This is a genomic window from Phormidesmis sp. 146-20, from assembly GCF_052939475.1.
In genome coordinates, this window is the sequence record NZ_JBJPHT010000016.1 from 71,487 (window position 1) to 91,345 (window position 19,859).

General features: G+C 47.4%; 17 protein-coding genes. All 17 read right to left on the reverse strand.

What is annotated here, in order from left to right:
- Positions 1-127 precede the first annotated feature (127 nt).
- A complete protein-coding gene (locus ACKFKH_RS14930) occupies positions 128-1,003 on the reverse strand; it encodes a glycosyltransferase (protein ID WP_446859109.1) in 876 nt (291 codons plus the stop codon).
- A complete protein-coding gene (locus ACKFKH_RS14935; RefSeq protein ID WP_446859110.1) occupies positions 1,000-1,827 on the reverse strand; it encodes a glycosyltransferase family 2 protein in 828 nt (275 codons plus the stop codon). Before ACKFKH_RS14935 ends, ACKFKH_RS14930 begins: the two co-directional genes overlap by 4 nt.
- A gap of 126 nt (positions 1,828-1,953) precedes the next feature.
- Positions 1,954-3,186 carry a glycosyltransferase family 4 protein gene (locus ACKFKH_RS14940; RefSeq protein ID WP_446859111.1) on the reverse strand — a complete coding sequence of 411 codons (1,233 nt, stop codon included), beginning with the start codon at positions 3,184-3,186 and terminating at the stop codon, positions 1,954-1,956.
- A gap of 61 nt (positions 3,187-3,247) precedes the next feature.
- Entirely contained in the window at positions 3,248-4,141 is an 894-nt protein-coding gene (locus tag ACKFKH_RS14945; protein ID WP_446859112.1) for a beta-1,6-N-acetylglucosaminyltransferase, read from the reverse strand.
- A gap of 341 nt (positions 4,142-4,482) precedes the next feature.
- Positions 4,483-6,630: a hypothetical protein gene (locus tag ACKFKH_RS14950; protein WP_446859113.1), complete on the reverse strand. Its 2,148-nt coding sequence runs from the start codon at positions 6,628-6,630 to the stop codon at positions 4,483-4,485.
- 67 nt (positions 6,631-6,697) lie between these two features.
- A complete protein-coding gene (locus tag ACKFKH_RS14955; protein WP_446859114.1) occupies positions 6,698-7,603 on the reverse strand; it encodes a class I SAM-dependent methyltransferase in 906 nt (301 codons plus the stop codon).
- 9 nt (positions 7,604-7,612) lie between these two features.
- A complete protein-coding gene (locus ACKFKH_RS14960) occupies positions 7,613-8,878 on the reverse strand; it encodes a polysialyltransferase family glycosyltransferase (protein ID WP_446859115.1) in 1,266 nt (421 codons plus the stop codon).
- Positions 8,875-9,405, reverse strand: coding sequence for a KdsC family phosphatase (locus ACKFKH_RS14965; protein WP_446859116.1), 531 nt, complete (start codon positions 9,403-9,405; stop codon positions 8,875-8,877). Before ACKFKH_RS14965 ends, ACKFKH_RS14960 begins: the two co-directional genes overlap by 4 nt.
- Before the next feature lie 11 nt (positions 9,406-9,416).
- Entirely contained in the window at positions 9,417-10,256 is an 840-nt protein-coding gene (kdsA, locus tag ACKFKH_RS14970; RefSeq protein WP_446859117.1) for a 3-deoxy-8-phosphooctulonate synthase, read from the reverse strand.
- A 20-nt stretch (positions 10,257-10,276) separates the two neighbouring features.
- Positions 10,277-11,251, reverse strand: a complete 975-nt coding sequence (locus ACKFKH_RS14975) for an acyltransferase family protein (RefSeq protein WP_446859118.1) — start codon at positions 11,249-11,251, stop codon at positions 10,277-10,279.
- 463 nt (positions 11,252-11,714) lie between these two features.
- Positions 11,715-11,918: a hypothetical protein gene (locus ACKFKH_RS14980; RefSeq protein ID WP_446859119.1), complete on the reverse strand. Its 204-nt coding sequence runs from the start codon at positions 11,916-11,918 to the stop codon at positions 11,715-11,717.
- A 34-nt stretch (positions 11,919-11,952) separates the two neighbouring features.
- The gene (locus tag ACKFKH_RS14985) at positions 11,953-12,954 is read right to left on the reverse strand and encodes a glycosyltransferase family 2 protein (RefSeq protein WP_446859120.1); all 1,002 of its coding nucleotides are present in this window, start codon (positions 12,952-12,954) and stop codon (positions 11,953-11,955) included.
- Positions 12,955-13,132: 178 nt separating this feature from the next.
- Positions 13,133-14,728 (reverse strand): glycosyltransferase family 39 protein, encoded by a 1,596-nt coding sequence (locus ACKFKH_RS14990; RefSeq protein ID WP_446859121.1) that lies wholly within the window; start codon positions 14,726-14,728, stop codon positions 13,133-13,135.
- A 13-nt stretch (positions 14,729-14,741) separates the two neighbouring features.
- Positions 14,742-16,385, reverse strand: coding sequence for a glycosyltransferase family protein (locus ACKFKH_RS14995; RefSeq protein ID WP_446859122.1), 1,644 nt, complete (start codon positions 16,383-16,385; stop codon positions 14,742-14,744).
- Positions 16,386-16,640: 255 nt separating this feature from the next.
- Positions 16,641-17,678: a glycosyltransferase family 2 protein gene (locus ACKFKH_RS15000; protein ID WP_446859123.1), complete on the reverse strand. Its 1,038-nt coding sequence runs from the start codon at positions 17,676-17,678 to the stop codon at positions 16,641-16,643.
- Positions 17,679-17,687: 9 nt separating this feature from the next.
- Positions 17,688-18,782: a glycosyltransferase family 4 protein gene (locus tag ACKFKH_RS15005; RefSeq protein WP_446859124.1), complete on the reverse strand. Its 1,095-nt coding sequence runs from the start codon at positions 18,780-18,782 to the stop codon at positions 17,688-17,690.
- Positions 18,783-18,904: 122 nt separating this feature from the next.
- On the reverse strand, positions 18,905-19,819 hold the full coding sequence (locus ACKFKH_RS15010; protein WP_446859125.1) for a glycosyltransferase family 2 protein: 915 nt from the start codon (positions 19,817-19,819) through the stop codon (positions 18,905-18,907).
- Between the last annotated feature and the right edge of the window lie 40 nt (positions 19,820-19,859).

Here is a 19,859-nt window from a genome sequence, read left to right on the forward strand (position 1 = left end):
GTGAATTCGATGAAAGTTTTTCGCTGTGTTGTTTAGCGCTTCTGCCCCCAAACTGCCAACTCTGGGAGACTTTCAGACTAAATCTCCTCTTCCTGGATTGGTAAGCAAAGACGTTCATCACGCTACTTTAAGGCAGGAATGTCGCCCACCAGGTTTGCTGGAGAGTCGGCTTTAGTGCGCCGTAGGTTGAGGAAAGCCGATAAAAGGGCACCTGAAATAGCCACCAATAATTTTGACGATTGGCCACGATAAATCGGATGTCGGCTAACACCGATCGCCCCCACAAACCCAGCGCCGTTCGAGGCTGCAACTCGGTGGCATAGAGCAGTTTGAGAGCGAGTGCTTCTCGATAGCTACGACGATAAACCTGCGGCAGCGGCTCATTGTGTGAGTGGTAAACGGCAGATTGTGGCTCGTAGATGATGTGGTATCCCAGCTTTAACATCTCCCATGCCCAGGCTTGATCCTCACACCCCGAAAGCGTTTCATCAAAGGTAGCTCTAGCCCAGCTACTTCGACGAACTGCTGCATTGGCATTAGAGAACACATGATCGCGGCGATCGTCTGGATTGCTTTGTAGCTTTTGGGTTGCCCCGTAGAAATCTAGATACTCTCGCACCACAGGCGGCCAGGCATCCGGTTGAGCGACTTGCCTCCCATAGACTCCAGCTACTTGGGGCGCTTCAAAATGAGCAACTAGATATTTGAGCCAGTCGCGATCGCAAGGAAACGCATGGGCACTCAGCATCGCCACCACATCTGCCTCAGTTGCCGCCAGTCCTAAATTGAGCGATCGACCAAAAGTAAACTCAGCGGCAGGCATTTCGATTAGCTTGACATGGGGATGTTGTTTGATAATTTCAACCGTCCCGTCTGTAGAACCGGAATCTACAACAATCACCTCTGTGGGCGGGTAAGACTGTTGGGTAACGAGCCGTAATGCCTCCCCAATGTAAGGTGCCTCATTTTTTGTCCGAATCAGGACACTAATGGTCAGATTCATAGCTCAGAGTATCCTTTTGACAGTTTTGTTTGGCAAAGGTGAATGAGTCGTTGAGGTTGAGTTGAGAAAAACTGAATTCTGAGCCATTGATCTCGCAGCCAAAGCTGGGTTTGTTCGATCGGACTCAGAAACTGACGATGTTCTTTTAACAATTGCACTACCCGACGATGCATGACACCCTTCTGCATATCGCTGTGGGTTTTTGTTCCTTCAATTCGACGAAAATTGCCCCAGGTCACCTCTACATATTTGACGGTTGCAACCCGCACCGCCCGCAAAATGAACTCTAAATCCATTGCATAATGTTCGTCGAGTTTGTATAGCCCGACTTGTTGATGTAGAGATGCATGATAAAAGTAAGCAGACGGATTGCAGGGATAAGGATGAACATTCACCCCGGTCACTAAATCAAACAAGCGCAGTTTTGTAGGTCGATTTACGTCAACTAAGTGCCCCGCATCGTCCCAAATGTTGCAATTTCCGGCTAGAAAGCTGGGATTGGGAAGCGTCTTGAACTGTTCCAGCACTTGATTTAAGACCTGGGGTTCATAGTAGTCATCCACATTGAGAATGGCAATGATCTCGCCCTTAGCAAGGTTAATACCTTTATTCATGGCATCTGATTGCCCGCGATCGGGTTCAGAGATCCAGCGAATATGAGTGTGACGTTGAGCGTATTGTTGAACAATCTCTATAGTCTGATCGGTAGAGCCACCGTCCACAATAATGTGTTCGATCGCAGCACAATCCTGTTGAATCACCGCCTGAAGGCAAGACTCAATAAACTTTTCACCGTTGTAAACTGGAGTAATTACACTAATCATAAGCTGAGGCAAAATTTAAGTCATTAATGAGTAGACTTCAAGAGCTAGTGTTCAAGATGTAGACTTCAAGATATCGACGAGTCTGGAGTTACAGGGAATATTCAGCAGATCGCAAATCAAAGATCTCTAGCGGGTTACAAAGTTCTGTAACACCTGTTGATAGAGATCGGCGTAGCGTTTAGATTGGTGGGTTAGAGAATATTCCTGGAGAGCGATCGTGCGACAGTTTTGTTTCATGCGATCGCGAAGTTCTGAGTTTTCTAACAACTGCACAATTCCATTTTTGAGATCTTCAGCCTCTTCAGCCTGTGCCAAATAGCCCGTGATTCCTGGTCTGACTATCTCTGGAACCCCTCCAATCTTAAAGGAAACCATCGGAGTGCCGCAGGCCAAACTTTCCTGTAATACCAGCGGCAAATTATCTGCACGAGTTGGGAAGATAAATAAATCAGCAGCCGAATAAGCGATCGCTTTCTGGTGATCGTCGCGGACATAGCCTAGGTTGAGTGACGAAATTCCCAAGCTGTCTGTTTGCAACCCATCAGAGTTACCCAATGTCAGTAAGACAACTTCTGTCTTGAGCGAAGCGGGTAATGCTGCCAATGCTGCTACCAGCAGGTCGCCCCCTTTGCGCGAATCTTGCAAACTTTCTGCCACAAACAACAGGACTGCTTTCCCTAGAGGCAAATTTAATTGATTGCGGCACTCTGCTGGATCGAGGGGCTGATAAATCTCTGTATCAATCCCATAAGGAATGTGGTGAATGGGAAACTTACCCAACAAGCTGCGCCGCGCTAAATCAGCCAACCAGCGACTTGGCGCAACCACGGTTAAATTAGCGTTGTGGTAGCTCCATTGTTTCAAGCGCCATTCTAGATGAGTGTTGTCACGGGCGATCGCCGGATAAGTTTCGGGATAAGGACAGTGCCCACAACCTCGCTGCCAGCGATCGCAGTCATAGCTGTAAGTACAGTGCCCGGTAAAACTCCACATATCATGCAGCGCCAAAACCGCAGGCTTATGAGCGACGAGCTTAGGAATTGCTAGATAGTTGAAGTAATTATTGTGCAAGTTGTGAAAGTTCAACACATCCGCTGCCGCATAAAATGGATGCTGCGCGATGTTGCCTGTTGCGGTCAAATTCAGATAGTGGAGTCCTAGTTTCTCAGTGATGCGCTGAAGCTGCCGTTCGACTTTGGGGTGACGAGGGACGGTGGCGATCGCGGCATCTTCTAACACGGCGTGACCTACTAGCAGTCGCGACTCAATTCCCTGACGCAGCAAGCCTTGATGTAGCCGATAACTAGCGATCGCTGCCCCTCCTGAAATGTCTGATTGATTGATTTGCAGGACGTTCATAAAATTAATACCCCATTCAACCCTTAACGACTAGCTTCATTGCTTCAAGCGAATCAGTCCATTACCCGACAATGGCATCAAGTTCATTTAGAATTTTGGCATCTGTATCAACATCAAATTTTCTGGCGAAGTGCGCCGATGATGCCTGAATTTTGGGCAGATCTTCAAACAGCAGCGTCTTTGGGTGGCAAGCTTTTGTTGACCAATCGATATAGCGCCAGTGATTTTGAGAAACGTTGAGATGAGGCGCATTACAAAATATCGAATGGTAATAGGATTCCTCTGGAGCGATCGTGTAAGAATCTAACCTACGGTAATGGGACGCTAAAGCAGGTTTCGATCGATGAAATTCAATCAGATACTCTGCTGCTTTTCGATTAGCACAAAACCAATGTTCTCCAGCAAAGCAGCGAAAATTTTTTGAAAATGGGAGAAAAGGATCAGTGATGAATGGATGCTTTAAGGCTATTTTTCGCTTAGTTAAGTGGAGTTCTTTATTTAGAGATAGCGTGCGAAATTGTATAGAACAGTAACGCTCGTAGCATAACTTCTGCCAGGGAGTGTCATAATCGTTGTACTTAATTTCTGTATGACGAATATAAACATCATATGAACTTGAAGCCAGATCAGACAATATTTGATTTGCTGGCTTTATTGGATAATCTGCCCCACTCAGCAACACAAACCAATCAGGTGGAGTCGAAGCTTCATACATTGATGAGAGTGCCTGTAATGCAGCTTCTAATACTGAGAATTTGCCCCAACCCGTCTGCAAATGAGGATTTACAAGCGAAACATTCCCCGTGAGTTGATCGGTCGGAAGGCCACTTTTTGAGAAATCATGATGACAGACGATCGTAGGCTGGTCAAACATGCGATTGAGCGTGTTAACTAGCCTGACAATTTGGTGGGGCTTGTTGTGGGTGAGGAGGATGAAGCCAATAGTTAACGTCATGGTTACTTCATAAATGATTTTAATTACGCTGTATTAATGTCAGTCTTCAACAAAGAGACAAGGTTTCCGGTTCAAAGTCCTTGATGACAGGACGGTTGTGCAGTGATGCTGAAACCTGCCAAAATCACTGTGATGTCCGGTTTACACCTGCCGAACACTAGACTTCCTGCGCGAATCCGGAAACGCCCCCTAAATCCCCCACAAGTGAGGGACTTTGAGCCAAGACTTGCGGTTTCAAAGTCCCCCAGAATGGGGGATTTAGGGGGCACAAGCCGACCCAAACGGAGCAAGACCTAGGAGCAGGTGACATCAAAATTCTATTCATGCAGGAGGTCTACTGACTATTGGCTGGTAGCTGCCAGGGTGAGATGGCTCAAACGCAATTGACACTGTTGCTTGACTACTGGTAACGGAGCTAAGTGGGACAGTCTTAGTTGTAAATAAGTTGAGGGAGGTGTGGACGCAGTGAGTTGAAAATTGTCAGCCGTGCCTGGTAGATGTGTGGTCTTCACGGTGTTGAGCGTCTGACCTTGAGCATTAATCACATCCAACCGAAGTTCTGTTCCGGGACATTGGGAGCCTGGGTTAGCAATTTTTCCGGTTACCTTCGCCTGAGATTGCTCCAGCGAGTTGATGTAGAGAAACGTTCCGGATTCTGTTGGATGCTTGCGATCAGAGCGGATCTGGTAATTTCCTGCCTTGCCCCACGCGATGTGCCCAGGTCGCTGATCCAACATTACCCAATTTGCTTGCCCGCCCGGAGGGGGATTAATCGTTTGTTGTAGTTGTTTCAGCGTGGCGATCGCAGTTGGTAAAGTGGTTGGTTTTATCCGACGATAGAGAGATACTTTTGCGCCATCAGTGAGTCGAAATTCGGCAGGTAACTTAACAAAATCCTGAGAGAATTTCCACCGTTCCTGAAAGATGTCCGTCACCACTTTTACAATATCCTGCTCGGCTGCCAAGAGATGATGTTTGAAGGGGTCAGTGACTACGACATAATCAGCTTGTAGAAGCCGTTCGAGGGGATACCGATCTCTTGAATCAATGTCTTCTGTAGGCAAAAAGTTGAGACTGGATTGTTGATGAACGATCGAATCCCCATTTTTCAGCACACTCCGATTAAACTCTGCGGCTGCGCCACCAACATAGATGGCTTCTTGATTAGGGGCGAGAATCTTTAATTCTTTGACCAGGCGCACCAGTTCATCATAGTCAGGCTGTCTCAAGGGTGGGCTGTTTGCAGCAAAGAGCCGACTGAGGTTAGTCCCCCATCCCAGAATTGGGGAGATAGAAGTAAGTGTTTCGGTTGGGGCAGGCATGAAGCCAAAGTATACATTCAAGCTGAGATAGAGTGCGCTGCCTGTCAGCATGAAGAGTCGCGATCGCCGTCGCAGCGTCAAGACCATACTGACCACTAAAGCAACCCATCCCAAAACAATCAGGGGCGTAAAGTGACTTGTATAATGCACCCCGATTTGCTTGACCTTAGTCACCCACAGCAAAAAGGTCAAACTATAAAAGGTTGCTACAAATGTCATAGCTGGACGCGCCAGAATCTGCATCTTCCAACCGACTGCATAGCCCAGAGCAGCCCCCAAAACAGCAATCCAGCCGTAAAGATTTCCATATGCTTGCAAACTCTCCTGAAGCGGGAACTCGTAAGAAGCATAGAGGCTAGTGAAGTTAGTTTGGAGAAGGCGCATCACAAAGGGCAATCCTAATAGCAGGATTGTCATCAGACTGACGATCGCAGTGAAGCCAATCTGTCGTAAGCGCTTGATCAAAGCCTGGGTTGTCTGGGGGGATGTCGATCGCCAGTCCTGTAATCCGTCTAGTAAAGCTTGTACTATCATCGCCGCAAAAAATACTAGACTGGCATAGAGAAAGTGGCGGCGAAACAAGGGAACAAATCCTAACAAGCTGCCGATTACCAACACTTGCCAACGCTGCTGCAACTTGGGATCACGTAGATAAGTCAGGACGGACAGGGCAATCAACAGTGTACCTCCCGCATCCACATAGCCCCGCAGAGTAGGAATCCAAAATACAGGCGTTGTGAAGGTTACCACCAAGCTCGACCAGGAGGCAAGCCGCCGATGTTTGGGCAGCAGTTGATTGGCGATTGTCGATAAGGTTAAGGCTAGGGGTAATAGGTAAACGAATGCAGTACTTAAAATATAGGTCAGGCGAGATTCTCCAAATAAACCTCTAAACGGTAATAACAGCAGGGTTGGATAATCACTATAGTCCTGACTGCTAGACAACCAGGTTTTAGCCACTGCTAGTAGCGGAGATTCTTTGAGGGCGGTCAGCTTTTGGTCGATCAGGTCTACATAAGCCGTACTGTCCCAACCATAGAACATGCGTTCTTGAGAAATATATAGAGAGACTCCAGCCATCACAACGGCGATCGCCACCATCACTTGCAGAGGCGACATGTGCAGCGTTCGGTTAGCTTTAGAAAACAACACCTGATCTAGTTTCATAGCGTATAAAGCAAAGAGTAGGAGTCTCTCAAAATTTTAGGATTGGGGAAGTTGTTTCACGAGTCGGTTAAGCTTTGCGAAACTGAACGTACAGGCTGTGTCCGGTGATCAATTTTCGCAAGCCCAGATTGAGCAATCGTTCGCACCAGGGCAGCGTGTGACGATTCATGACTACCCTGCTAAAGGGAAGGTGCCGTTTGAGCAGTCCTTCATAGATACTGAGATAGTGCGGCACATGATAGTCTGTTAGCGGCTCATAGGCTACTTTCTTCAATTGAACCGGGAATACTTTCTCTAGAGATTTGAAGGCTGCATGAGACCACCACAGCATATGATGCGGGGGCATATTCAGCAGGTGCATCTCTTGATGTTTAATATAACTTTCTGAATTGGGCACACAGTAGATCAACATCCCGCCTGGTTTGAGCAATTCTAATGACCAGCGGATAAACTCATCGGGATTGGGCACATGCTCCAAGACTTGAAAACTACACACCGCATCAAAAGTGTTTGCATAGAGACGGACTGCCTCTTCGAGATCCAGTCGTTCTACAGGCAAGTTTTGGCGTTGGGCAGCTTCTACAGCGACCGCATTGAGATCGATCCCTTGAGCCTGCAAACCAGCGGCGATCGCGCGTTTGACAAAGTGACCAGACCCCGTACCAATCTCTAAAATCTTTTGCCCTTTGGTGAGTTGGCTTAATGCAATCTGATGCTCCCATTTGTCGGGCATGTAGTACCAATCAAATTGCTGCAACTGAGCATATAGCTTACCAGAGCCAACCACCTCCATTGGAGTAAAAAACTTGAGCTTGGTCTGATTGCATTCGTAAAGGTGAATCTCTTGGTGCCCTTGCAGCTCGTCTGTAATATCAATTTGAAAACTCTGTTGCCAGCCTGGAATTAGCTCTTTGGCATGGAAGGTCTTAACCAGGGTGACATCTTGAGAATGGGTAATAGGACTACAGGTCATAGCGGGTATTTAGGGGATAGCGGTCACTCGTGGGCTGTCAAAGGTCAGCTTCTGAAGCGCTGTTCTCAAAGCTTGTTCATGTTCGATCCGAGCCTGGGCCGCTTCTGGTCTAAACAGACTTAGCGTTAAATCGGGCCCAAAGCCCACAAAGCTCGGAACATCAAAGAGCAACTTCAGTGATAGGCAAGCAGAACTCACCGCAAACACCTGAACATCAGTCAGGAGATTGATCTGTGAGCAAGCCGCCAAAAAGAACACTTCAAACGGCAAGAAAAATAGCTCCGGTTCTGCCAAAATTACAATCTCGTCAAAGAGATCTGTGAGCGTCGATCGCAGGGCATATAGCTTGTTAATATCGTCTCTAGGGTGAGGTTTGATCACCAATATGCGAGACTGATTGCCCTGGGATTGTAAAAACTGACGATAGCCCGCGATCTCCTGAGCTTGAGACAGACGCTGCGCTTCGGATAGATTGGAGGTGAGTAAAAACGCGATCGTAGCTCCCGCAGTCTTTACTTGAAATTGGCGCACATATTCAGCATCTGCAAGGTTAGCTAATTGAGCAAAAACCTCTAGTAGAAAGGTGCGCTCGATCGTAACCGTTGGCATCGGCGGAACTTCTCCCAAAATGTCTGGTAAGACAAAGTAACCGATGTCAAACGGAATGGTTTGCAGAACAGTTCTCAGGTTGAGTTGTTGACGGATTTGCTGAAGGGCTTGTCCGGCTTGTCGTCGCCAAAATCGTCGAAATCGAGTCGCCGCAGATAGTGGGGCAGACGGTTGTTTAGGAAGGGCAGCCGTTCGCACGATCGGCGAAGTTGCCGAAAAATAAAGCCCTACACTGTCCCCATAGCAAACTTTCTCAGCCGTCTGATAAGCATTGAGTAACAGTTGATTGCCAAATTGCCAGTTGCGACAAAGATGAATTTCATCAGCCGTCTTTATGCCGACCAATTGATGAACTTGATCAAAGATGGTTTGCGGTGACGTATACTCCAGTCGTTGAGAAATCGATTGCAAGGTGTCTGGGGTGAGATACACGATCGCTGCCCACTCGCAAACTGACATTGCCATCTGTTTGACAAAGGCGACAAACTGCTCGTTTTGTCCTGCTGGAGCAAACAAATCATAAATCACAAGATGGTTGGCGTAGTTTTTAGCCTCCGGTTGTGTGCGTTCTCGGTGCCGCATGACGCTCAGAGCGGTTACGAGTTGAATGCTGCCTTGACAGGTGATAATGCGGTTGAATGGTTGAGAAGAATGAATGGCACTCATGTCGATTCGTGTTCAGTGCGATCGATCGTCGCGACTAAGAGGGCATCACAAACTTCGCGCACGGCTCCCTGTCCTCCGGACTTTTGCGTCACATAAATGGCCGCTGCTCGATTTTCGGACATCGCATCTGCCACCGTCAGCGGACAACCCACCGCCTGCATCACGCCCAAATCGACCAGATCATCCCCCATGTAAGCCACTTGCTGGAGTGATAGATCGAGTTTTTGACACAGCGCGTTCAAGGTTGCCAACTTGTCTTTTACGCCGACAAACACCTGCTCAACGCCCAATCGTTTGGCTCGATACAGCGTCGCCTGAGAAGCACTGGCCGAAACGATCGCGACCTGAATACCTGCTTGCATGACACGCTGAATGCCCAGACCGTCTTTGACATTAAATTTTTTTAATTCTTCTCCAGTTTCGGTGTAGTACAAGCCGCCATCCGTGAGGACTCCATCGACATCCAGTGCCAGCAGTTTGATATGAGCCAGCCGCGCTTGTAGTTCAGATTCAGTGAGATAAGCCATAAATCCTCTGATTATTCCAAGTCGATCGCGTCTGTGGTCAAGCTTTCTCGAATGCTCAACAACTGTTTTAACAAAGGTTCTAGCTGCGCCAGGGGTACCATGTTGGGGCCGTCACTAGGAGCCGCATCCGGGTTTTCGTGGACTTCCATAAATAAGGCATCAACTCCCACTGCCACCGCTGCTCTCGACAGATAAGGCACAAACTGACGCTGCCCGCCCGACTTATTGCCTTGACCTCCGGGCATCTGTACACTGTGGGTCGCATCAAATACAACGGGATAGCCAAACGATCGCAGTTGGGGCAAGCCTCGAAAGTCAACCACAAGGGCGTTATAGCCAAAGCTCGTGCCTCGCTCGGTCAGCAAAATTTTGTCTGCTCCTCCTGCTTCTAGCTTCCGCACTACATTCTTCATGTCCCACGGTGCTAGAAACTGCCCTTTTTTAACGTTGACCGTGCGCCCTGTTGCTGCCGCTGCCAAAAGCAAATCAGTTTGACGACAGAGAAAGGCCGGAATTTGTAGCACATCTGCGACTTCTGCGACGATCGCCGCCTGATAGCTTTCGTGAATATCAGTGAGAACGGGAACGCCAATTTTGTCTTTGACCTTCTGTAACACCGCCAATCCCTCTTCTAGCGGCTGTCCTCGGAAGGAATCGACAGAAGTCCGGTTCGCTTTGTCAAACGAGGACTTAAAAATAAACGGAATCTGGAGGCGATCGCACACAGTTCGGATGGCATCTGCCATTTTTAGCGTAAAGTCTTCAGACTCAATCACGCAGGGCCCGCTGATCAAAGTCAGAGGATGGCCTTCACCGATCACGACTGTATCTGTCACTTGAGTACTCTTCATGCTTCAGGCTGCCTCTTGGATTAATGGGAAGAACTTGGAACGGGTTTAGCGGGCTTTCGTCGCAACGGGACATCCACTACATGGTAAAACAACATGGAAACCGCGAACGTCAAACCAACCAGCGCCACAGAGTTGTAGATTTTTAGAAAAGATGTAGCAATGATCAGCGTGGGTAAATGAAACAGGAACAGGGGATAAGATAGCTCGCCCAGATACTCTACCGCATTCGCAAACGCCAGAGGTAGTTTAATTGATCCAGCATAGATTAGTGCTAAAACCGTTAGCCCATAGGTCAAAGGAGCCAGCGGATGGAGATCATTAACTCCAATTAACACAGTACCTAACACCAAAATCAAGTGACCTAACAGTTCTCTATGCTTAACCTCACGGGCGTAAATAAATCCCAAAAGCCATACCCAGAGCAGTATCAAAAACCCTACTCCATACATTAAATGAGAGTAATAGGGTAACCCTAAGCGAGGATAAGCTGCGTATGAGATTGCTGAGATTCCAATTAAGCCAAGCAGATATTTAGACTTGAGTTTTAGCAAAAATGGAGCAACTAAGTAGCAAAGCACCTCAATGCTTAGAGTCCAGAGAATGGCGTTGGAGCTAAGGGGCGCTGAAAGATAACCCTGGAGAAAGAAGAAATTAGCAACCACTTCTCGCCAGAGCGGTCTGAGAAACACTTCAGCCGTCGGAGATTGAATCGGCGAACCCAGCAGAGCAAAGGGCACGAGTGAGACGAAGATAGACAATATATAGAGTGGATAGACTCTAAAAATTCGCCGTTTGTAAAACCCCTTGGAGCCTTTCATCAGGGAATGGGCAATGGAATAACCCGACAGGAGCAAGAAGCCCAGAACGGCTGTAAAGGCATCCAGTTCGCTAAAATTTAGAAGAATATTATCTGCTGGCAAAAACCACCGCAAATGATTGCAAAGGACAATCCACGCCAGAAAAAACCGAACCCCTGCCAAAATTTTCCACTGCATACTTTGAGTGATTGCTTTACTTAATGAGTCAGGTTGTATCCAGGGAATGAATTTTTGTTGTTAAAGAAACCTGTTGCTCGATCGCTAATCCGCAACTCTGTCACTAACCCAGCTTGAAGACAAAATTTTTGGTTCAAAGTTCCTTACGAGTGGAGGATTTAGGGAGCGTTTCCGAGTCTGCAAGCGACGCGAGACATTCATCGAACTGACAATAAAATAAGGCTCGATCGCGCTTCAGCGCCGCTGCCGATACCACACTGCGCTATGACCAACAATCCCGTCAAACCTAGCGCGCCTATTAGCGGCAAAACAGTAGAGGGTAATCCCAAAGCAATTTGTGAATGCTACAGATCCTTCGCCCCCTAAATTCCCCAGTCTGAGGGACTTTGAGAATCCGAGACTGCTTTGGCTTGAAGTCCCCCACTTGTAGGGGATTTAGGTTGCTCTCCCAGATCTGTAGCACTCAAAGATCATTTTGGTGTAAGAGCAAGGCTGTTGCGATCGTGCACACTCCTACATAGACGACGGGTGCCCAAATGCCAGCCCGCTCAAGCCAGCTTTGTAACGGAGGAGGTGAAATGCTGCCCAACCCAGATAGGGTCAGTATTGTAGCGATCAGGCAGACAACGGTGAGCATGACTCTCGATCGCTTCAGTTTCGGGTTCATCCTGATCCTGAAGACGGGGCACTGAGATCAACTGCTAACGCCGATGGTGAACAATCGAAGACTCGATCGGCGACTGGGTTTCAAAGCCATAGAGATCCCGAACTAGATAAAGCGGTCTGCCTTTAACTTCTTCAAAGATGCGTCCCAAATATTCGCCAAAGATGCCCAGCATAATGAACTGCATTCCCCCTAAAAACAGCACTACTACCATCAGGGAGGTATAACCAGGAACATCAATGCCCAAAATCAACGTGCGAACTATCAGGTAAGCCGCATAGAAGAGCGCCAAAACAGACATCATAAAGCCGAGATAGCTCCATACTTTGAGTGGCACCAGGCTAAAGGACGTAATGCCATCCAGGGCAAAATTCCAGAGCCGCCAATAATTCCAGGTGGTCTTTCCCTGGTGACGTTGGGGGCGATCGTAATAAATATGGCTTTGTTTAAAGCCAACCCAGGCAAACAGCCCCTTCATAAAGCGGGTGCGTTCTGGCATTTGTTTAATCACATCGACCACGCGGCGATCGAGCAAGCGAAAATCTCCCGTATTGCGGGGAATATAAACATTGCTGATGCCACTGATCACCCGGTAAAACAGGTTTGCGGTCAGCCGTTTTAGCCAACTTTCACCCTGCCGCGATCGCCGGATGGCGTAGACGACATCGTAGCCCTCGCGCCATTTATCCAGCATTTCCTCGATTAGTTCGGGTGGATCTTGCAAGTCGGCATCGATCGGGACGATCGTCGCTCCATTGGTATAGTCCAGCCCGGCACTCAGCGCTAACTCTTTGCCAAAATTGCGAGAGAGATTCACCACTTTGACGGTTGGGTGGTCGCGATGATACGCTATCAACCGCTCTAGGGTGTCATCTTTACTGCCATCATTGACACAAACAATCTCGTACTTTACATTCAGCTTATCGAGAGAAGCAAACAACCGCTCAAACAAGTAATCAACATTGGCTCCTTCGTTGTAACAGGGGATAACAACTGAAAGATCGATATCTGACTCTGAGAACATATCGGTTAAGGGCACTAGGAAGACACAGCAAATAGAGCATCAAGGCTGTCAATCCTGAGTATCGTAAGGTCAACTACAGCAGTCCTAAATCAGTCTTAAGGATCTTGAAATATTCGTTCTTAGCCATGAATTAACGACTTATCAGTAGCCACTAACCGCTAACTCCCGAATTCTTACAACTGAAATAGAACAGCTACCTAGAGTTTAATCGCCAAAGCCCGTCAGCATGAAGATTTTGTAGTTTGTAGGTCTTTCCAAGCTCTTGTCTGAACTTGGGCGAAGGTTTGTACAAGAGGAGCGTTTTAAAGGATTTAGGAATGTTGGGAATGACCGGATCAATCACCAACTGAAACTTGACTTCTGGCTTTAGCAAGTGGTTGAGGGCTAAAATATCGCCGATCGTGCCACCCCCCCCATAAGAAATCTCATGGCTAACAATCAGGGGTTGCTGAAACTGGTTGATAATGTCTGCGACGGGACGGTAGCTGCTGTAGTTCCCCTTTTTGACTTGAATCGAGCAGGAAAGAGAGCCAACGGTAAACAGTAGCGCCACAATCAGCTTCCATCGTCGCTGTTTCCACAGGCTCGCCCGCTCTGTCGAAAAGTGAGATGAAATGAGATAAGCGATCGCAAGCTGAATTCCTAGATAACAGGGCAAAAAATAGCGGCTATTGGTCGATCGAATGCCGCCTGCCAGCAAATCCTGCAAAATCAGAAACAAGGGCGGCGGGATAATCATCACCGTGATAAACCACCAGGTACGCGGGGCTGTCTGACGGTACAAAACAAACATTGCGTAGCCCACGAGTCCGATTACGCTCGGTAAAGCCAGTCCTCGTAATCTTCCTGGAATCGCTCCCTCGGCAAGAAATGGCTGCTGAAGATTGTTAGCCCAGGCTTTGGCTAATTCTGGGAGCGGCAAGGATCGATTCATCCAGGCAGTGGCGACTCGCATCTGATCTAAATGAGTAAACAGCGCAAATAGCCACGGAGCAAACGCCAGCAAGCCGATCGCTGAAGCCACTCCATAGGCGATCGTCTGCCGATTGACTCGAAACCGCTCAATACAGATCACGTAGAGGCCATGACCCAGCATGATCAGGCAGGAAAAGAGGTTTGTGTACAGCACGAGCGCGATCGCGCCAGCATAGAGTCCCCAACTTTGCGGCGTTTGCTGTTTCATGGCTCGCAGCAATGCCAGATGTAGCAGTAAAACTAGAACAATCCAAAGACTGTAAGCGCGAACTTCGGGGGCATAGTAAACCTGCAACGGCGAGATAGCAAACAGCCCGACTGCTATCCACCCTGCAAGACGACTGCCAAACAGTTCTAAACTGAGCCAATACAAACAGGGAAACGCCAAAAGGTTGAGCAACACTGAGAGACTACGAACCGCAACCAGTGAATTGCCAAACCAGGACATCCAAAAATGCACTAGAACATAGTAGAGCGGAGTCAGGGGATGGTCTTCGGTGGCAGTGCTGATGATGGTATCAATCCAGCTTTTGTCGGGTTGAACTTGCTGAAAGGGATAGAGTTGGCTGGACGAGATCACCTGACCCTTAAATAGGGTGTGAGTTAGTTCAGCAATCGTATGCCCCGAAGCTCTCAATAGCGTGTGGGCCTCATCGTGCCAGTAGACGCGATCGCCCAGATAAGAAAACCGAAAGTACACGCCCAAAAGGACGACTACAAAGAGGAGAACCTTGAGCGCAGCCAGGGGATCAAGCCACGATCCCGCGCTGCTTTTGTTTGAAGTTGAGTGATTTTGAGCCGTGGGAGAAGTCATCAGGGAGTTAAGATCAATGGGATAGAGCTTGACGCACAAAACGATGAACTTGATGCACCAGCGGAAAAGATTTTAACTGCTCACGGACTTGAGTTTGGCGACTGATCGTGTTGAAAGTCAGGCTTGTTGAGGTGGATAGATCATCAGGTGAGGCTGCGGATTTTTGGTAGATCAGGCAGGCTCCAAAGCCTAATTTATCGCGTGAGCCTTTGGTCGTTTCGACACTCAGGGTAATCGGTTGAAAGCCTAGTGTGCGTATCTGTGACTTAAGCAGCCGTGTTAGTTTGAGGTCAGTCCCCACAATGATTAAGAATCCAGACTTTGCGACTAAAGATTTTAGTTCCCAGAGATGTTGAGTTTCGAGTAGGGTGGGTAGGTCAACAATCACGATTTCAAATGTCTGATCCACCTCTGTATCTAAGGGTAAAGGTTTCAGATCAACTTGTTCATGGACTCCGGCTCGAATGCACCAGGTAGCGGTATCTGCCATTGCTGGCGCAGAGTTAGCATAAGTAAAATCAACACGAGGAAGATCGGCTAAATCTGAAACGAGTTCTTTGTGGATACCTCTCCAGTACAATAATTTAATTCGAGCGTTTAAACGTTGTAATTCTTGAATTAACTCGTAAACTTTAAGACAGACGTTCAAAGCTTGATGATTTCTGAATAAATTGTCTTTTTGGATGCGGCAGTCATGCTCAAGGTTAAAGGGGCTTTCTAGTTGACCAGTGAGGACATAGTGATAGAGCATCTTTTGTGTAGTTGTTTGGCTGTAACAACTCAGTAGTTTTTGTTGTCCCGCAGCGGCAATTTGAGCAGCTTTCTCTGGATGCTGTAAGTAGAAATTTACCTTCTCTAGCAACTCAGCCTCGCTGCCGTAACACTCCAAATGCTTGCCCTCTTCAAAGAGTTGAAATAAACCAGATTGAGGGCTAAGACGGTCAGTGAGGAGAAAGCCGCCTGCCATTAAAACTTCAAATACCCGGCGATTTAGATCACCATTCAAACTACAGTTAAAGACGATATGAGATTTTGTATAGTCTTCCAGGCATTCAAGATAGGGCTTGCTTTGAACGTCGATCGACACCTTAGACTGCTCCAAAAATCTGAGTAAGCGACTACGATGTATATGTAGCCCAGACTCAGATCCTCGAAAAATGATGTCGTATATTTTCTGCTCACTTTTAGCCGGGACATAGTGATCGATATAGGCAGTTCCGGGCAGCCAAAACACATTTTTGAGACCTGCTTCCACAAAAAAATGTAAATGCTGAACTCCTTGATACACCCAATGGTAATCGCATTGTAAAACCTGGCAGTAGTGAACCATGTTGCTCAACGAGCCATCTCCCCAATGAAACGTATCTCCAAGTTTCATCACCTTGGGGCAGCTAAATTTTTCTAATCCCACTGGTAAGAAGCTGGGATCTCTAATGGATAGTTCAACAATTTCAGGTTGAAAATCACGGGGAAGTTGTTCTAGAATAATTCCAGCATCAAACTCTCCGGTAGGCACCGCGATCGCTCGACCTGCTTGCAGCGCTTCTATAGGTGGATTGGGGCAGGCAATTAAGTTCTGTAGTTCCGGTTTGTCTAGCTCAAATGCAGCCAGCGGCAGAGGGAACGAACGAATGAACAGTTGTTTCGGTTTGGGCATCGGACTTACAAGTTTACAGGATACTGAAAAATAAGCGCTTTCACGATTCGTTGCAGTTTAGGATCATTGATACTGCAAAGGATAACGACTGAATGCTGGGTAGACTTGATAGAAACTTCCGTTTGGAAGGCGGATCAGGACAGCTTAAGGCTATGGTTAATTCAACCAAGTCTACCTAAATTACAGTGACCCAATTAGATGAAAATCTGTTGTGTTAGCAGTTAACGGCTGCATTGATCACCAATCCTTCAGAAATCATGCAGACTGACTGGACAGTAGTTCACGAAAGAACTGGGGCATGGCTTTCAAAAGCTTCGGATTCCAATACAAACTTTTCAACGAGTAGACCAGGGCTTCTTTGATCAACTTTTCTTGTTTAAAGCTTTGAGCGATCGGCCAGAGCGTCACTGTATAAGCCCGTCGCTTCATTTGCTTCACATGTTCAGGGAGATCTGCTCTTGAAAAGATCTTCTCCAGCAATTGAACTCTTTCTGCAAATGCGATAGAGCCTTGCGCTGATTTACACTCCGATCGCCATCGAAAGATTGCTAGTCGTTCATCTAACTTGATGGCGTGAATGTCTGGGCAGAGCAGGCTGATACGAGTCCAGTATTCTCTGTCCATTGTGTAGTGTAAGCTTTCATCAAATTCCCCGACTTTAGCAGCAATTTCTTTAGTGAGAAACACAGCAGGTTGTCCGGGGCCTTCCACTCCCATGAGGAAATGTTCTAGATTAAAATCTCGTGGCTCTTTAATTCGCAATTCCTGGAGTAGCGGCAAGTCTTGAACTGAGCAAATGCCTGATACTGCTTGAACCGTCTCATTGGCTGTAAACGTGTGAGCAACCGTAGCCAGTGCCCCAGGCAACAACAAGTCATCTGAGTTTAAGTAGTGCAGGATATCCCCTTGTGCGACTGCCCAGCCCTTGTTGATCGCATGGGATTGCCCTCGATCGGGTTCGCTGACCCACTGTTGGATGAATGCCTCATACCTGCGAATGACTTCAACCGTCTCATCCTGACTGCCGCCATCCATGATGATGTATTCCAGGTTTGGATAACCTTGCAGCAAAATTGAGCGAATCGTCGCTTCGATAAACGCTCCTTGTTGGTAGGAAGGGGTAACGATCGTAATCAGCGGATAGGAACGACCATCAGGAAGGTGATCAGGGAGTTGAGTGCTTTCTTCAGTCCAAGGCCAGCCCGTTTTTCCCAGTGGTGGAGCGGGAAGGTCACTTAACTTAGGGCAGCGCCGCCCAGTGGAGGATTGAGTTTGTACGACTAAATCTGTCATGGCTAAGAGCTAAATGGTGCTACGATAAATTTCTAGAGTTCTGGACGCTGCTGTGTCCCAACTAAAAGCTTTGACTCTTTGGGTTCCTCGTTCAATCAAGCGTTTTCTCGCTTCAACGTCAGTCAGAAAAGACTTCAAGATTTCTGCCAAGTCAGCAATTGACCTCGGATTGAATAAAATACCCGCGTCCCCAACGACCTCCGGAAAACAAGACGTATTAGAAGCAATGACCGCAGTTTCACAAGCCATCGCTTCTAGTAGCGGGATACCAAATCCTTCGTAGAGAGAAGGATAGATAAAGGCGATACTACAGCGGTAGAGCTTTGCTAAGTGAGTATCATTCACTTGTTGATAGACTTCTACTTTTTCTGCCAAATTCAAGTCATGAATGAGCTTCCACTCCTCGTCATTCAATGGATTACCCACCACGCAAAGCGCAACATCGGGCTGATCATAGAAAGCTTTAGAGAAGGCGCGAAGCAATCCATCAAAGTTCTTATAATCAATTTTGCGACTTCCCACATAGAGATAGTAGGGTCGCTCAGGAACCGCTTCAGATCCGTATGCTAGGGTGTGGTTGATGTCAGAGGCGTGGTGAGTAACAAAGACCTTTTCTTCAGCAACAGGGTAGAAATTCAGTAAGTCCTTTTTAGTGTTTTCAGAGACGCAAATAAGGGCTTGGGCTGAAAGAATTGCTTTGCGTTTGACCGCCGCTTTCTCGCCAGTTGGGTCGATCGTCGCCGCAAAAATCTCATGAACGAAGTCATGCACTGTGAGAACGATCGGGCAGGAGTAGCTGCTAAAATCACGCTGAAGAAGCGTTGTATAGTACGTCGGATGAAAGCAATCGAAACGCCGAATAGAATTTAAGAAGCGAAAGTAGTATGAATCAAGCTTGGAGACGAGTCTAGACGAATTGAAGTCAGGACAGCAGTAAATTTTTAATTTTGGATGAGTTGGATAATGCTCAGTGGAAGCGTGGTGAGGTGCGGTGAGCGTCGGATGGCAATCTTGGGGTAATCGTCGAATAATGTTGTCGAAGTATCGATTAATGCCTCCCGATCGCTGTAATGCGTAGCTTTGTCCATCATAAAGAATTCTCATTCCACAGCAGTCCTATTTCAGTTGTCAGAATGGGATAGGCTTCTAGTTCATCTCAATGAGAGCTGCATCTCATAATTTTTCTGGGATTGCCATATCTCTCCATAAGCTGCACCACCAGCCCTTTAAGAAAGCCTATGCATTAGAAAGTGAGATTGCACAGAAAGCCGCATCGTGAGTCGCTTGAGACGAGACGTTTTGCAGCCTCGAATCACCGCTTTCACGGTTTGGAGTTCTTGGTCAGATGGATGAGGAATTGTCTTGAATTCAACTGCCGCCTGTTCACAAAGATTGTTGGGATGGTTGATTTGTTTTGCAAGAAAGGTGAATAAGCGATCGAGCGCCGCTTCATACTTCTGTAAGTACTCTGGAGTCCGTTTCTGTACCTGCCCATAGTGGCCGTTGTTGCCATGCACCCGGTACTTAACCAACGGCTCGACTAAGTAAAATTTGTGAGCACCCACGATCGACGCACCAAACACCAAACAATCATCTGCCCGCAGCCGCCAATCTTCTAAGTAAGGGATGGGAAACAATTGCTCCAGCACTTGCCTGCGGACTGAGAGCGTAGAAGTCCGATGCCCAATCCAGGTTCGCTTACAGAGTGTTGTGATTTGCGAATAGCCCAGGTCACGATCGGTTTCGTAGCATTTAACAATCCGCTGTTCGTTGCCAAACAACTCGGCACTACAAAATAGAAAATCACAGGTCGGACGCGCTTTGTAAGCCTTGATGATCTCCGCAATGTAGGTTTCTTGATACAGATCATCCGCATCCAAAAAGCAGATAATGTCGCCTTGAGCCGCCGCGAAACCTGACTGAAAACTAGCAAGCTGTCCCTCGTTTTGATCTTTGAGAATCAGCTTGACTCGCTCATGATTGCCAAACTTTTCTTGTAGCAGTTGAGCCGATTGATCCGTTGATTTATCATCCACCACAATGATTTCATCAGCAGGCACAGACTGATTGAGTACACTCTCAATTGCATCAACCACATAGGGCTGATAGTTGTAGTTATTAATCAGAACGGAGACTTTCATGAGTTGAAATGCTTGGTCACACAGGTTAGAGGGGACGATC